Genomic DNA, 15,755 nt, shown 5'->3' with positions numbered 1-15,755 from the left:
TCATAAGAGCGCCCATTCTTCAATTACTTCATTGTTCACAACATGCTGCTGGACGATACGCCGCGCCATATCAGGTGTTACATGATAATACATGATCGGCGCTTCTCCATCTTTCAACACTTGTACAAGCGGTTCCAGATCGCATCTGCCGCAGCATCCTGTTTCGGTAACAGCCACACTGCTCAGCTTACGGGCAGCGATCTCCTGATTGAAAGCATTCACAACGCCTTGCGCGCCGGCAGCAACTCCACATGTAGCAGTTCCTACAATTATTCGCGATGTTGCGCCGCCCAACGCCTGCTTCCGTACCGATGCTGCTTTTTCTTTTATCGATGCAAGAGCTTCATTTACAGGTCCCAAGTTACGAACCTCCACTTCAACGTTCGGATATTTTATAATGGTACGACCGAGATTTGCGGGTAGGATTTCATCATGCACTAGATCCGTGTACCCTGAGTGATCTGCCCGCAGGCAGATATTATCGAAGGGCACACGTGGGTTAAGTGCCTGAATCTCATCCTTCGATACATTCGCTGCGGCGAATACTCAGGATTAGTCGGGTGATTGATATATCTACTGATAGTATAAACCATTTCTGGAAATTCACCCATTCATGAAAATCCTATACCAGTTCAAAGTATATTAATGTATAATTGAACAAAAGTATTATTTCACCTTCAAGGGATTTATAAACATTATGAATAATTCTGATAAAAAACTAAGATGGCTTTCTTATCCGCTTGGAATAAATGATCCCAGACCCCCTGCGATTCCTGCGCCTGAGCTTACCAATCTGTATACTGTTGATGCTGATGATGCTGCCGTGCAGATCATCAAGGTTGCGAGTCATACCGGAACCCATGTAGATGCTCCCGCGCATGTAGTAAAAGACGGCGTAGAGATAACTGAATACTCGCCTTATGAGTTCATCTTCACAAAACCTGTGATTATCGATCTTCAGATACCGGATGCATGCATTGTGCAGCCTCTTGATTTGGAACCATTCAGAGATGTTCTGAATAATGCTGATATCGCCTTATTCAGGTTTGGATGCGGCAATATAAGGTTGAATGACCCCCAGCGGTTCAGTCTGAGATCACCCGGGTTCGGAGCGGAATCGGCTAAATGGTTGAGAGACAACTGTCCGAATCTGCGTGCGATCGGGATAGATGTACCATCGCTGGCATGTATCGCCCATTTGGATGTGACTATGGCGGCACACAATCGTCTCCTGGAAGGCGCCGGTTGCCGGTTCCTGGTAATTGAAGACATGAAGCTGGATGACGACCTTGTCGAACTTGTGGAGGTCCGCATCAGTCCATGGCTGGTTTCAGGGATGGACAGCGGTCCATGCTCGGTCGTAGGGATAGTTGTCTAGGTTGCAGGCAAGGTAGTCTGGTTTTCACTTAGGAATTGGCTAACTGTCTCTATGAAACGTAGGGAATGCCCTCCGTGGCATTCCGCATGTCGCCTCTCAAGGTCCGATGGGAAGGTGCGGCGATCTTTCTTTGCATACTACTATCATATATATATGCAATGTTCAGGTGATGGTCTGAATAAACAGAAAGATTGGGTATCATGCCAGACCTTCCTGGATTACGGGTCGGCGCCCGGAATGGCATAATAATCATTATAAACTTTCTCTTCTAAGGTAAAGTAGTATTGGAGTTGAATTGAATCGATACAAACTGGTCATTTTCGATATGGACGATACCTTGATATCCAGCGGAAGCACATGGGTACATGCGGAGTTGAAGCTGTATGCACACCTTGGACATCCATACAGCGCAGAGGCGGCATCCGGTTATAAAGGGATGAACGCGATAGATGTGGGACGAAGTATTTGCCGATTCTGCCGACCTGACAATCTTACCGAAGACGAATGCGGATTGATGCTTCGCGGGTGGCTTCTGGAGGAGTTCCATGGTACCCTGAACCCAATGCCCGGAGCCGATAGCCTTCTCAACAGCCTGTATGGACGGATAGACATGATGGTAGCATCTGGTTCTCCCGCAGAAGGGATCAGGAGTGTGCTTGACCGTCTCGGTTGGGATCGGTATTTCAAGCAGATCATCTCAAGCGAAGAGGTCGCGAAGGGGAAGCCATCGCCGGATGTCTTTATTGAGGCAGCACGGCGGATGAGTTGCGCGCCTTCCGACGCACTGGTGATCGAGGACAGCTTGCATGGGCTCCGCGCGGCGCAGAACGCCGGGATGGACTACATCATCATCCCCCGCCCGGACGACCTGCTGATACAGCGCGAGGCGCCCCTCGTATTCCCGAGGTTGGACGAGATCCCGCTGGGATTGGTTTTGGGAGATGGGTGAAGTTATGGTGCATACTGCCGATTGCATCTTAAGCGTTATCGGCGATACGTTACTTTTGAGTGAGCGGTCTACCTAGAGACTATGGAGGTTTACATGGAGGACGAAAACATCTTTGACGAGTTCGAGAGTACACTCAAGCGAATATGGGCTGATGATCCATCGACTAAACTCTACCGCAGGATCTATCAGGCCGCACTAATTCTTGCTACTGTGGGAGGATCGCCAAAGGATCAGGCCGAGTTGTATATTCTCGCTGGAAGGATCATACATCAAACCCTCCCATTTCCTGCTCTGGTGTTGGGTATCAAGACGCAGAGGATTAATGGCGAACTGCTGCCGCATCTAGATCCAGACTTGGCTAAGGTGTCAGGATGCACTGCCGTAGCTACTCGCCTGGCGTTTCTCTCGGAAACCGAGACACGCCTGCAAGCGATATGTCACCGGCATTCTATCGATCCAGATGTGGCGTTATCTGCTCTTCCGTCCGTCGTTAGAGGCAGGCTGGCCAAGGCGTTGAACGTAAGAAGGCTAATACTAACTCGGTTGGATTATCTTAACTGTGAGATCGACAGTGCCCTCGATGTAACATGACGATGTTACGTTGAGAGCACAGATTTATCGGAAGAAGAGCGTATGACGTTGTTGGATCGTTACCGCGCGCAAGTTGACCACGCCGCCCGTGAGTTGGCAGAAGAAATGGATCTGCGCTAAACTCAAAACAAAGCGGTAGGAGGCGTGCATCCATAACAAACGGCACCAGCACCGATTTTACGCTTGACGGCGTGACGGTTATCCGGGAGATAGGTCAGTCAATTAATGGGAGCTTCAAGACATGCCAACATCATTACCGAGAGTTGTTTTTCTATCACGCAAGGGTAGGCTTGGTAACGAGGATGCCCTTCTGCTGGCGATCCGTGCACATGGGTATTCATTATCTGTGATTCGCTCTGTTGGGGAGATCGTCCCCGCCATTGATGCCGAACCCGGTCGAGTCATCGTGATTGCAGATCAGATGTCGACGTTATATGAGCCAACAAGCATCAAGGGATTTGACGACTTCCTGCACATCTACGGAACAGCTCGTATGACAAGAAATGTGAATCTGCTCGTGATCTTCCCAGGATGTAATGAGATTGAGAAACCTGATACGATGAAAAGCTATGGAAATCTACTGACCTGCATTATGTTTACACCTGTTGATCCACAAGAGTTAGTACAATTTCTGGATCGAGCATCAGACAATGAAAAATATTGGTTGCCGTTGAGGCGGGAATGATCTAGCTCCTCTTTGGTCTAACCTCATTGATAGCATATGTCAGATGAAATCGATCATCTTCCTGTCGATTGTAGGGGCGATTCACGAATCGCCCTGAACCAGGTGATAAATGACACGCGGCTTCCTGGATTGTGAAACAACAGTCATAACCTATGTATTCAAAATATTCATTCTGCCTTACATGATACCTTGAGGGCGATTCGTGAATCGCCCCTACATATATCTGATAGTTTTTGCGTGATGATGAAGGATATTGTCTGCCGTTGGTTTTCTTATGAGCGAATCTATTGATTTGACCTTCGTCCCCCAAATACGCTAAACTCATGCAAATAATCCTGCTTGGGAGGTTCGATTAATGGCAAATCCGCTGCACTTGGGCGCGCTCGCGCTCATACCGGTTTTGATGTTCGCGTTGGCTGATCCTGTGTCGGCAGATGGGCCGCTTGTGCTCAAGACGGATGCGAAATCCAATTCAAAGATGCTCTTCTGGCTTGAATCCTCGCTAAAACGAGTCTATCCCACATCGAAGCCCGGCAGGAACCAGACGATCACAATCTCCTCGGCGAGGAACAGCAAGGTCTCCTTCCAGGCTTGTGTGCGGAACCAGCGCTCACTCCCTCTCACCATCGAATGCGGCACGACAAACGGCGTCGAGGGCGGATATGTGCAGATACGACGGGTCGGATACGTGCCGATGCGGTTCTGCACCACGGGTGTCCCGTGTGCGGAGATCGATGGCGCCGACCATGTTCCGGGACTCGTTCCTGATCCGCTGTTCAACGACAGGAAAGCTGATGTAGGGCCGTATGAGAACGTGTCGTTCTGGGTGACACTGACCATCCCCACTGAGGCGAAACCCGGACCAAGGAAGATGATCATCCAATACAGCTTCGGCACCGAGCCGTCGCAGAAGGCCGAACTCTCAGCCACCATTGATGTGAAACCGTTCACCATCCAGAAGATGCATGACTTCCCGGTCATCCACTGGTGGCGCGGCGAGTGTATCTGGGACTACTACAAGACCGGTATGGCTGAGGATGAACGATGGTGGACACTCACCCGCAAGTACATCGATGATATGATCGAGCACGGGACGAACAGTATCTATGTGCCTGTTTTCTTCTTCAGACGTGAAACCTTCGAGCGCCCGTGCCAGCTCCTGAAGGTCACTGAACCCGAACCCGGCAAGTATGAGTTCGACTGGACAGATGTGAAGCGCTTCGTGAAGCTCGCGAGGGATGCCGGGACTGAGCATTACGAGTGGTCGGCATTCTGGATCTACTGGGGTGCGAAGAATCCACTGCGTGTCTACAAGTGGGCCGATGGCAAGGCTGTGATGCTCTGGCCTCCCGATGCCGATGGTCATGGACCGATGTTCCACAACTTCCTGAAACAGTTCCTTCCGGAGTTCCACAAGTTCCTGCTCTCCGAAGGGATTCTAGAGCAGTCGTTCTTCCACATCTCCGATGAACCCGGTGAAGGTGAATCGCTGGATAACTACAAGAAGGCTCGCGACTTCCTTGCCGAGAACGCTCCCTGGATGAAAGGCAAAGTGATCGACGCGCTGAGCAGCATCGAGTATGGCAGGCAGCATCTGACCGACATCCCCATCCCGATCATCAATACGGCGAAATCGTATATCGATGAGAAGATTCCTCATTGGGTCTATTTCTGCTGCGAACCGAGAGGCTCATACCTCCAACGTCTGCTTGATACTCCGCTGCCCAAAGTCAGGATGTCGGGGTGGCTCTTCTACCGGCTAGGTGCAAAAGGATTCCTCCATTGGGGTTACAACTACTGGCATGTACTGGAGCAGGAGAAGCTGATCGATCCATTCTCCGATGCTACCGCCGCATGCTGGCCGATGATTCCGCCGGGTGATCCATTCATGGTCTACCCGGGCGTCGATGGGCCGATCGACTCGATCAGGTGGGAGATATTCGCCGAGTCACTGCAGGACTACGCAATGCTTCAGACCGCCGGCATCAAACCGGATGACCCGATGTTGGCAGGAATCAAAGACTACGCCGATTTCCCAAAGTCTGAGGAGTGGATTAATCAGGCATTGAAGAATATACTGGATAGCAAATAGCACATTGGATTTCCACGTATGGAATCGCATAAAACTCAGGTATGAAATGCACTCCATGGTATTTCGCAAGTATCAATTCGGATTTTAGATGAGTGGTAAAATAATGATTCGCATGGTCCGAATTACAAATCCCCGGGAACCAGATTAAGAACCAGTCCCGGGGATTTTCATTCAAGATCAAAGTAGTTAAAGTTACTTCCCTTTTTTCGTCACACTGATCGTTACAGTGGTAACATTAGATAAAGTTATGCCGTCACTAGCATTGTAGGTAAAAGTGTCTGTACCTGTATAACCTGTGTTAGGTTTGTAGGTGAATGAGCCGTTTGTATTCATCACCAGTGTTCCGTTAGCCGGCTGGGTGAATGTTGCGACTGTCAGAGGATCACCATCTGAATCAGTGTCATTGGACAACACTCCAGGTGCTCGTACTGTCAGAGTTTTATTGACCGTCGCTTTGTAACTGTCAGAGTTAGCTGTTGGAGCTGCATTTGCTGATGGAGTCACTGATATTGTTGCAGTCATCTCATCACCTTTGGCTGAAATGTTGGCGATGCTGCATTTCTGAATTGCACCTGCATTTGTTTTTGTGCTTGGGATTGATGCGGCACCGAATGCAGTTGATGAACCTTTCGGCCAGGAATCAGATGAGAGTCCACGATTGCTGCCGGTAAACAGGTGCATAGCTGCATAGCTGTCTGTGACAGCGTCAGCCTCCTCCAGAGCAACACCATATGGGTGCGTATTCGAGTTCACGGTATTTGCATACATATAGGTGTTAATGATATCTGTGTCTATGTGGTAGATGAATAAACCGGTGGCAAACAAATTTTGGTCATACCCGTTATGCTGACGGTTCTCTACCAGGAAATACTGGTTAACTGCACTGCCTGATGGTTTCACCAGATAACAGGACTGCGTCGAGTTAAGCTCAGTATTCATTATGGAATAAGGTCCATCAGATGTAACCACAGAGGGACTGATCCACCCCAGATCAACTTTACACCAGGCATCCATATGGGCTGGGTAGCGGGAATCGTTGCCGTCTCCGCCCCAACTGCCGGCGGCCATCAGACTGGCATTACCCAAACCTTCGCCGGTGCCGCTTGTATCATATAGATCGGGTAATCCCAGCGCATGACCGAATTCATGGCAGAACACACCTATGCCGACAATGCCCTGAGACAAACCATCTCCACCGGACCAGAAACTTGTTTCCGGTTGAATGATGTAGTTGTTGATTTTGATATATCCGCCGTTATAAGAATCTGGTGTTGATGTTGTGAAGACACCTTTACCGGCAGAAGCAAAATCCCATGAGTGAGACCAGATGTCTGTGCGAGTGTTGCCGGTCTCTTCAGCACCTAGTCCGCTGTGGACAACCCAAAGAGTATCAACATAACCATCATGATCGTTATCGTAGGGAGCCCAGTCGAATCCTGCTGCATCTGCTTTTTTTGCGGCTTCATAGGCGCAATCAGCATAGCGTCCGGTTCTATCACCATAATGGGACTTGAGATAATCAGTGGTATACCAGCCCTGTACCTTACCGGATAGCGTCAGTTTGTTAAAGGAAACTTCAGTGTAATAATCTGCGGCACTCCCGGTAGGGACACCTCCGGGTGTAAAAAGAAGATCTTTGAAATCAGTGGTTGAGTAAGTGTTAGCATAATCCGGGAATTTCATTAAGATACACGGCATCTGTTTCGTGCCGCTTACTAATAATTGTACCGGTGCAGCAAGTGGGTTATTTACTATACTTTTTTTGCTGGCATCACGCACAGGATGGGATTGGTGTTTCCATTGTCCGGTGCGTTGTCCTTCTTCACGCTGCATCGCCGCACGCACATCAGAAGGCAGATGCGGACTGGGCGGCATCAGATACTGAGCGATTGATCCACCGGCAGTACATAATACTAATGCCAAGATAATCATGCTGGTGAACAATCGTTGGATCAGTGGGAGCGACATCAATCTCTTTGATGTATCAGGAAGTTCAAATACATTTGGTACGGTTTTCATGATCAGATCTCCCTTCAAGATTTACTTTAGATTCAGAAAAATGATGCAGGGTAACTTCATTATTATCCTGCAATTCTACTGCTGCAAGTATCTGATTTATAGATGTATCTCAGAGAACCGCCTCCGTATTATGAGGTGTAAAGCTAATCACATTTCAGTTATCAACAACACTGATGTCAGTATATCTTTACAGTGACACCATTAACATCAGGAGAATCAGACGCAACATCAGCCAGACTTCTGAATATTTTACATTATACTACTGTCATTTAAATAGTCAATTGTAATATTAATTCCATCTCGAAGAAATGCTGCATTACTTTATTTTACCCAGATAACCACGAATTCTGCAGTCGGGCCTATTAATATTCGATCTGTTTCTCAGATATTTAAATTAGGAAATTGCAAGCTCTGATTCAAACTTCCCATTTCCGGGTATATATATTGCAAATCGAGTGGATAGCGGTGAGTGTCTGGAGATCTATCCTCAGGAGAGAATATATGAAATATACCAAGAGAATCGTAGTTGGAGTGTTGCTGGCTGCAACGCTCGGCACAAGTGGAATAGTTTTTGCCGGCGAAACAGGCCAGAAGAACACAAGAAATGCCCTGGGTGCCGCGACAGTAATCATGGCTGTCAAAGGTAACAAAACCGGGACCATATTAGGAGCGGCTGGAACAGTTATCGCTTCAGAGAAACTTAATAAAACGATAAGAGCACGGCATAGAAGAGATGCATATAGAAGAGCACACAGACTAACCAGAGCCCAGCGTGCGCGTATCTACAGAGCAAAACAAGCACGTATCAAACAAGCAAAAATAAATCATGACAGACGTGCGTGGCTGCTGAAACAGAAAAACGCCGCATCTGCGAAAAAATACTAAAGCAAAAAATGAAGAGACGCAATTAAACCTGCGTCTCTTCATCTGTTCTCAAACCTTCACAGATGTTTATAAGTTCTCCATATGAAGGTCTTTCCTATATCCCTACAGCCTAAATCCCTAACTTGATCGTCTTGATCTCGAAGGGCTTCAGTGTGAGGGGGATGACTCCGCACTGCATATCGAGTGGTTCGATGTCACGCTCCATCAGGTCGCACTCGGATGCTTTAGTCACGGGGAGATTCACCTGCATGTCGAATTTGGCGTTTATGCCGGAACACTCGTACATGCGGACGATCATCGCGTCTTCCTTCTCGGCTTTCTTCACGGTCTCAACCACCACGTTCGGTGCATCGACTGTGATGAAACTCCTGGATGGTGCGACTGTGTCTGAGACGGATGCAACCATCGGGACGTTCAGCTCGTATGCACGGCGGACTGTCTCTGCGCATCGCCAGTCGCCCTGATGCGGCAGCAGTGAGTATGTGAGGGTGTGCTCGCCTCTGTCCGCATATGGATCAGGATCGGTTGGAGCACGCAGCACGGTGAGACGCAGGACGTTCTCATGCACATCGTGGCCATACTTGCAGTCGTTCAACAGACTGACGCCGAAATCCGCTTGAGACAGATCAGCCCACTTCTGCGCCGCCACCTCAAACCGAGCGAAATCCCAGCTTGTGTTTGAGTGTGTCGGACGGTCTACGCTGCCGAACTGTATCTCGAACCTGGCGCTGTTTGCATGGACATCCACAGGGAACGCCACTTTCAGCAGTTTCTTGTGTTCGTGCCAATCGATCTTCGTCTCGAAGTCGATCCTGGGATTGTTATTCCACAGGACGATCCGCTGCTCGATCACAGATGAGCCAAACGAACGGCGCATCTTGATTGAACCCCGCACCGGTCCAGATTCCTCAACAACGATTTCATCCAACTGGGTGATATCCGTGCGCTTGTCCGGATAGTAGAACTCGATGTCCCATGCGTCGGGATGGATCGGCTTGTCCTCGAATAGTTGGAACTGGTTCGATTTAGCGCCTTCAGGAACTACTTCCCTGCCGGCACGTTTGTCGTATATCGACGATATCAACCCGTTCTCATCCAGTTTGATATTATAGAACTGATTCTCCATGCATCCGGTCGATATCTTGATCTCCGGCACCACGACTTCATAGGGTCCTTCTGCCAGCTTGATTGAATCGACACCGATGCCCGCGACTGAATCAGGGGTGATCCACAGCGATGACGGGTCATCGCTGACCACCTGTGTTGGAAGCGCGATCCCATCTGCCGAAACCGCATGCAGCTTCGATGCGTCTCCGCCAACACCGATTCGGAATGAGTCCATCCTTCGCCATGAAAGGGTGTTGAATAACGCCACATTGCTGCCGTCCGACTTCTTGCCTGTTATCGATTTGAGTGCAGTGTCGCGCATGCAGTCACCCATGCCGAAGATGGCCATATAATCGGCAGTCGAGTCCTTATACACCTCAGTGACTGACGAGCCCGGGATGACATCATGGAACTGGTTCTTGCAGATCAGCTTCCATGCCTTTGTGATCGTATCGGACGGGTATTCCGCGCCTGACATGAGCCATGCCAATGCGGCGATCATCTCCGTGTCGTGCATCAGGAATTCCGACCTGCGGTTGTAGAGCTTGTTCTTCGCCTGGGTTGTGTATGTTCCACGATGGAACTCCAGGTACAACTCGCCAACCCATGTGGGAAGCCCTTCGCTTCTTTTCTCAAGTTCCTGATAGAAGTCCGCTGTCCACATTGGAGTACATGGGGGCAGACCGTCTACGTTCGCGGCGCGCCTCAGGTTCTCCAGATGAGTCCTGTCTGGGCCGCCTCCGCCGTCGCCCCATCCATAGGAGTGGAGGACGATGTCAGATCGGTCTTTCTCGATGTAGTCGTTTGCGGATTTCCAAAGTTGATCAGGATCGTTTCGGGCGTTGTAGTCATCTGCAGGCGGGAAGTGTGCAAGCGCCTTCGTGCCGTCGATCCCTTCCCACCAGAATGATGAATACGGGAACCGGTTGAACATGCTCCAGCTTATCTTGATCGTCATGAAGTAGTCGATCCCGGCTTTCTTGATGATCTGCGGGAGGGCAGCGCTGTATCCGAAGACATCCGGCAGCCAGAAGCAGTTGGTCTCTATGCCGAATTCATCCATGAAGTAGCCCTTGCCCAGGAGTATCTGCCGAACCAGCGACTCACCGGAGCAGATGTTGCAGTCAGCCTCGACCCACATGCTTCCCTGAGGCTCGAACCTTCGCTCTGCCACGCGCTTCTTGATCTTTTCATACAGGGCTGGATAGTGGTCTTTGGTAAACTCATAGACCTGCGCCTGACTCTGTGTAAACTTGTACTCGGGATACTCCTCCATCAGCCGGTCAACGGTTGAGAATGTCCTGGAGCATTTGCGGATCGTCTCTGCATAAGGCCACAGCCAAGCGACGTCGATGTGTGAGTGACCGGCGCATGCCACTTCCAGGGCGCTCGCTTCGGCAGGAAGGTCGTATAAAGGCTTGATAATCTCTCTCGAGGCGATTGCGGTGGCGGAGACATCATCGAAGCTCTTGGCATCCATGTTGAACAGGTCGACGCTCTTGTTCACTTCCCGCACGATAGTCGCACGTCGTCTGGAATCCGGCTTCTGCACCTCGGCGATCTTGATCAGCAGTCCAAGGTCGAACCAGTAATCCCATACATCCTGATTGATAACCGCGATATCTGCCTGCTCAAGTTTTACTTTGCCTGTTTTGTACTGCCATACCTCGGTAGATACGCACTCTACCACCAGATTATATGTTTCACCCGGTTTCGCGCATTTCGTGAGGATGACCTCAGGATGGTTGCGGTCGATCCCCTGGTATGGAACGCCGTCGATGAAGAGACAGCCCTCACCGCCAAGCCATCCGGCCAACCCTAGTTTCATAATCGCGACTAACGGTTTGCCGGCATATTCATCTGGCACGGTGAATGAGAGTTTGAACCATGCGAATTCGCCGTTTCCACCCCATTCATCCCCGGCTTTGATCTCACGCCAGCCGTCCGCCTTTACAGCGTCATCATACTTCTCATAATCGGTCGTCTGACGCATTGTGATGTTCTGGATCGGTTTAACTCCCCAGTATCGTTTCGTGCCGATCTCGCCGAAGCGCGCTCTGATCTTATGAAAGAGCATTTCCTGAACATTTTCATGCAGCATAGGTTGTTTTCTTGATGCCACTTAATATCTCCTGTTTGAAAGTTGTGAACCAAATTTTCTATCTGCCATTATAAATGAAATCATGGATATATTACAAAGAATACTTTCGTGGTTGAAGGTGTGTGGAATTATTGAGATATGGTTGCAATTATAATCCTAGTGTTTGAATAATTGATAATTAATAATTATAGTTATTGACAAATACGTGTCTAATGCGATACATTAACTCAAATGATTACATCATGGAGCCATAAAGGATGACTGAAGATTTAAAATGCGCGTTAAGCAAAGAAATCGAAGAAGCTCGTGGTTTCTTTGATAATCCTCCTCCAAATGAAGCTGCAACCTGCGATTGGGTAATACTTCCAATTTTACATGCTATTGGATACAACAAGACAGATATTATCCCTCAAATGGGTAATGCCGGGAATCAATTTCCGGACTACACTCTATTGTCAAATACTGCCTATACCTGGTATCTGGAAGCAAAAGACTGGAAAATCAATCTGGATAATATTCCGGCAGCGGCAGTTCAAGCATTGAATTATGCAAACACTCAAGGGCATAGATGGGTTGTTCTATCAAACGGAAGAGAGTGGATATTGTTCGACAACCACATTCATGGAGTTCTAATTAATGAGCGGATATCGGCTCGCTCTGATATAAACAGTCCGGATTTCATAGAATTTATCTCAGCTTTAAGTAAAACTTCTATCCAGTCTGATGGGCTTGATTTATATGCACGTAAATGGCGTTTACATAATGTTTTACGCAAGCTGCTTGTAACAAAAGATAGTTCGTTGATTAAAAATATGCAGAAAGTCATAAAGTCAGAAACTGGCCTTTCAAATGTTCAAGCTGTAGAAATTGTACAATTTTTCGCTGCAGTTTTTGATATCTCGATTGAAACTCCTCCTGTCGGTCTGTCTATTCTACAAGGTGGAGAAGCTGTTAATGGTGATCCCAAATCAAGCATATATAGCTTAACTGAATTGAGTGATATGGGTAAAAAAGTGTGGGGGCATAGTGTTGATAAATTATATCTCCCTGACGGTAATCAGTTGGATGCAAAGAGTTGGTGTGATGCAAGTGTAAAGATTGCAGAATATATCGGAAACATGAATAAACTGCCAACTATCCCTTTCAAAGGTCTCACAAATGGTAAAATGTGGTTTATCAATTCCTCCCCTTTTGATGATAATGGTGAGAAAATCAGATATCGTACACTCCAGATTGGTAATAAAGAACTGTATTTGGAAATTAATCGTAGCTCAGATAATTTTATTAAATGTTTATGCAGTTTATGTGACGCATCGGGTATTGCAAAAACTGGCGTAAAGATCAGATTGACACCTAAATAGAGTATTCGACTGAATTTTGTAGTTGGAGATGTGGATGCGATTGGTAAGTAATGGTTTGAATGACCAGGATGTTTGATTACTATGCGTCACTCTCTTGGATTCCAGATCGGGGGTCTGGAATGACATCACTCGCCGGAGGGGATGTTTTATTGGGAACTTGGGGTATAAGTTAGAGTTTCTCTACTCATGATAGTCTTCTTTTATGTGAAGAAGTGGCGTTCTTTACAAAACCGAAAACATTGATGTGTATCTAATTGAAAAAGGCAGACTATCATGTCTGCCTTTTCAACGTCTATTTACAAATAAGTCTGTGAAATCTATGGTGTATGCGCGACTTTCACCATGCTTGGGCGGATGACTTTATCTCCCAGAGTATAGCCCTTCTGGAACTCGTCAACGATTGTTCCATCAGGCAGATCAGATGTTTCTTCACGCATAACAGCCTCATGCAGGTTAGGATCGAATGCCTGCTCGGATGTTTCAATCACTTTAACGCCTTCTTTTTCGAGTATATCAAAAAGCTGGCGCATTATTAACAGAACGCCTCCATGAAGCGCATCGAAGTCTTTCAATTCTTCTGATGCCTTCAAACCCCTCTCGAAGTTGTCCAGCAAGGGCAGGAGTCTGATTATCAGGTCTTCTGAGCCATACTTCCTCGCCATTGTCAGCTCTTCGCGGGATCTGCGTTTGAAATTGTTGTACTCTGCCAGCGTGCGAAGGAAATTGTCATGTTCTGCTTCAGCTTTATCTTCAGCCTCTTTGCAGCGTGCTTCCAACACAGCCAAGGGACTATCTGCTGTATCCGCAGCCGAGGTATCTGTTTTAACATCGGCATTGTCAGTTGGTGAATCATTTGCGGTTTCCGGATCTACAATATATTCGTCGCTATCTATTTTGATTTTCTTTTTCACTATTACATACCTCCAATTGCGGGTTGATCGCTTTCCCGTTTCCTGATGATGGTGTTGATTCGCAGGATTGCCTCAGCGACTTCCGCTGCTGTTTTTAATGCATGCATTTTTACCAATGCGGGATCAAAAACTCCGAGTTTGCACATATCTGCGACTTCGCCGGTATCGCAATTGATCGCCAGAGAGATGCTGTCTGCGCTTGATTGGGCGGTGATAACATCCTCGACTTTCTCAAGCGGATTGAATCCGGCATTTGTTACTATTTGAGATAATGGCTTTTTCAATGCTTGTGCCACGCAGATGGCGCCATATGCAGCCATCCCTCTGATGCTTTCACGGAGCGCATACACCTCGCGCGCGGCTGCGATCTCTATCGATCCGCCGCCGGGAGTCGATCCGCCTTTAACCACCGCCTGAGCTGCAGATGCGGCATCGTCGGCGATGCGTTTGCGCTCATCTTTGACTTCTCTTGTGGAAGCACCAACAAGTATCGTGGCAGCCGGTTTCCCTGCGCCTCCGATTATCCGCGTGTGTTCAAGTCTTTCATCTTCGTATACCCTCTGGCAACGGCCGGTAAACCTCAAAAGCTCATCAGCAGGTTTGCTCAGACTTGTGCGTTTAATGCCTCTGGCACCTGTATGTTCGGCGATCCTGGTCAGGTCGGCAGATGACAATCGTCTAAGCACGATTACTCCGGCATCAGTCAACATCTCTTCTGCAATATCTGACACGGATTTGTATACTGCAACGACTTTGACGCCCATATTGATGATTTTCTGGATGCCAGCTTTGAACTCTGATTGAAGATGCAGATACCTTGCGAAACCGGATTCGGTGCCAAGCGCATCATCTTCCATCTGTTCAGGTTCAAGCGCGTCATTTACAACCAGTATGATCGGATTGATTGCTTCGTGCGGCATCAGGCTGTTCATACGCTCTTTATCGATTATCAAACCCATAAAGACTTCGTTCTCGGCGCCTTCTTTAGCCACGATCGCATCTGCAAGGCGGAAAGCAGGATCCATCAGGATATCTTTGCCGATCAGTTGAATCGCACTCACAACTAGGTCAGATATATCGGCGCACTCTCTGCCTGATATATATGCCGCCTGACGCAGTATAGGATCGTCAAGACCCGTAATAGGGGTGGCTGCCTTCGATATCACATCCAGCGCCTTTTGAACAGCGATAGACATCCCCTCAATGACCTTAGTGACGGGTACGCCGCGCGAGACCTGATTTATCCCTTCGGTGATAAGTGCAGATGCCAGCACAACTGTAGTGGTAGTGCCGTCTCCAACCTCAGCGTCCTGCGACTTCGCGGCGCGGATGAGTATCCCTGCCGCAGGATGATTCGCCTCAATCCGGTCCAGGATGGTGCTGCCGTCATTGGTGATCGTAACATCGCCAAATCTGTCGACCAGCATGCAGTTCAATCCCTTTGGTCCCAGTGTTCCTTCTACGGCAGATGCCAGCGCCTGTATGGCGGAGGAATTCGATATCAGCGCCGATATTTTGTCATCGGCATCAATTGTTCTTGCAGGTTGTTTCGAATTTGTGTTCATATCCCACCTGACAATCTAAAAGGCCGAGTTGTTACCCTCGACCTAATGAGTCGTTGCCTTAAAATACTCTATTTTGCAGAATTATTAACCGCTAATACACGCGAATTAACG

The 15,755-nt window shown here is 48.2% G+C and carries 12 protein-coding genes; 7 read left to right on the top strand and 5 right to left on the bottom strand.

Going from position 1 to position 15,755, the window contains the following annotated elements:
- Entirely contained in the window at positions 1-438 is a 438-nt protein-coding gene (locus ACHZCX_RS05395; RefSeq protein WP_319586212.1) for a (2Fe-2S) ferredoxin domain-containing protein, read from the bottom strand.
- A gap of 259 nt (positions 439-697) precedes the next feature.
- Here ACHZCX_RS05395 and ACHZCX_RS05390 point away from each other — a divergent pair, with 259 nt between their 5' ends.
- From ACHZCX_RS05390 to ACHZCX_RS05370, 5 genes are all read left to right on the top strand, one after another.
- Positions 698-1,378, top strand: coding sequence for a cyclase family protein (locus tag ACHZCX_RS05390; protein ID WP_319586211.1), 681 nt, complete (start codon positions 698-700; stop codon positions 1,376-1,378).
- Between the two features lie 295 nt (positions 1,379-1,673).
- Positions 1,674-2,327: an HAD family phosphatase gene (locus tag ACHZCX_RS05385; protein ID WP_324292477.1), complete on the top strand. Its 654-nt coding sequence runs from the start codon at positions 1,674-1,676 to the stop codon at positions 2,325-2,327.
- Between the two features lie 93 nt (positions 2,328-2,420).
- Positions 2,421-2,918, top strand: a complete 498-nt coding sequence (locus ACHZCX_RS05380) for a hypothetical protein (protein ID WP_319586210.1) — start codon at positions 2,421-2,423, stop codon at positions 2,916-2,918.
- A 241-nt stretch (positions 2,919-3,159) separates the two neighbouring features.
- Positions 3,160-3,603 carry a hypothetical protein gene (locus tag ACHZCX_RS05375; RefSeq protein WP_319586209.1) on the top strand — a complete coding sequence of 148 codons (444 nt, stop codon included), beginning with the start codon at positions 3,160-3,162 and terminating at the stop codon, positions 3,601-3,603.
- 355 nt (positions 3,604-3,958) lie between these two features.
- A complete protein-coding gene (locus ACHZCX_RS05370; protein WP_319586208.1) occupies positions 3,959-5,695 on the top strand; it encodes a DUF4091 domain-containing protein in 1,737 nt (578 codons plus the stop codon).
- Positions 5,696-5,887: 192 nt separating this feature from the next.
- On the opposite strand, the gene ACHZCX_RS05365 is transcribed toward ACHZCX_RS05370, so the two are convergent.
- Complete coding sequence (locus ACHZCX_RS05365) at positions 5,888-7,714, bottom strand: M6 family metalloprotease domain-containing protein (RefSeq protein WP_319586207.1); 1,827 nt, start codon at positions 7,712-7,714, stop codon at positions 5,888-5,890.
- 501 nt (positions 7,715-8,215) lie between these two features.
- Here ACHZCX_RS05365 and ACHZCX_RS05360 point away from each other — a divergent pair.
- Positions 8,216-8,599: a hypothetical protein gene (locus tag ACHZCX_RS05360; RefSeq protein WP_319586206.1), complete on the top strand. Its 384-nt coding sequence runs from the start codon at positions 8,216-8,218 to the stop codon at positions 8,597-8,599.
- 109 nt (positions 8,600-8,708) lie between these two features.
- On the opposite strand, the gene ACHZCX_RS05355 is transcribed toward ACHZCX_RS05360, so the two are convergent.
- A complete protein-coding gene (locus ACHZCX_RS05355) occupies positions 8,709-11,807 on the bottom strand; it encodes an alpha-mannosidase (protein WP_319586205.1) in 3,099 nt (1,032 codons plus the stop codon).
- A 257-nt stretch (positions 11,808-12,064) separates the two neighbouring features.
- On the opposite strand from ACHZCX_RS05355, the gene ACHZCX_RS05350 reads away from it, so the two are divergent.
- Positions 12,065-13,168, top strand: a complete 1,104-nt coding sequence (locus ACHZCX_RS05350; protein ID WP_319586204.1) for a hypothetical protein — start codon at positions 12,065-12,067, stop codon at positions 13,166-13,168.
- 317 nt (positions 13,169-13,485) lie between these two features.
- Here ACHZCX_RS05350 and grpE read toward each other — a convergent pair whose 3' ends face one another.
- A complete protein-coding gene (gene grpE, locus ACHZCX_RS05345) occupies positions 13,486-14,079 on the bottom strand; it encodes a nucleotide exchange factor GrpE (RefSeq protein ID WP_319586203.1) in 594 nt (197 codons plus the stop codon).
- 2 nt (positions 14,080-14,081) lie between these two features.
- The gene (locus ACHZCX_RS05340) at positions 14,082-15,644 is read right to left on the bottom strand and encodes a TCP-1/cpn60 chaperonin family protein (protein WP_319586202.1); all 1,563 of its coding nucleotides are present in this window, start codon (positions 15,642-15,644) and stop codon (positions 14,082-14,084) included.
- Positions 15,645-15,755: the final 111 nt, after the last annotated feature.

The sequence above is a fragment of the uncultured Desulfobulbus sp. genome, from assembly GCF_963662935.2.
GTDB lineage: Bacteria > Desulfobacterota > Desulfobulbia > Desulfobulbales > Desulfobulbaceae > Desulfobulbus.
The sequence above is the reverse complement of the archived record's forward strand: the minus strand, read 5'-3'. Positions and strand labels throughout refer to the sequence as shown.

Bases quoted from the DNA above. Each gene is read 5' to 3' on its own strand.
- ACHZCX_RS05390 (WP_319586211.1), top strand. From the start codon at position 698: ATGAATAATTCTGATAAAAAACTAAGATGGCTTTCTTATCCGCTTGGA.
- ACHZCX_RS05380 (WP_319586210.1), top strand. From the start codon at position 2,421: ATGGAGGACGAAAACATCTTTGACGAGTTCGAGAGTACACTCAAGCGA.
- ACHZCX_RS05375 (WP_319586209.1), top strand. From the start codon at position 3,160: ATGCCAACATCATTACCGAGAGTTGTTTTTCTATCACGCAAGGGTAGG.
- ACHZCX_RS05370 (WP_319586208.1), top strand. From the start codon at position 3,959: ATGGCAAATCCGCTGCACTTGGGCGCGCTCGCGCTCATACCGGTTTTG.
- ACHZCX_RS05365 (WP_319586207.1), bottom strand. From the start codon at position 7,714: ATGAAAACCGTACCAAATGTATTTGAACTTCCTGATACATCAAAGAGA.
- ACHZCX_RS05360 (WP_319586206.1), top strand. From the start codon at position 8,216: ATGAAATATACCAAGAGAATCGTAGTTGGAGTGTTGCTGGCTGCAACG.
- ACHZCX_RS05355 (WP_319586205.1), bottom strand. From the start codon at position 11,807: ATGCTGCATGAAAATGTTCAGGAAATGCTCTTTCATAAGATCAGAGCG.
- ACHZCX_RS05350 (WP_319586204.1), top strand. From the start codon at position 12,065: ATGACTGAAGATTTAAAATGCGCGTTAAGCAAAGAAATCGAAGAAGCT.
- ACHZCX_RS05340 (WP_319586202.1), bottom strand. From the start codon at position 15,644: ATGAACACAAATTCGAAACAACCTGCAAGAACAATTGATGCCGATGAC.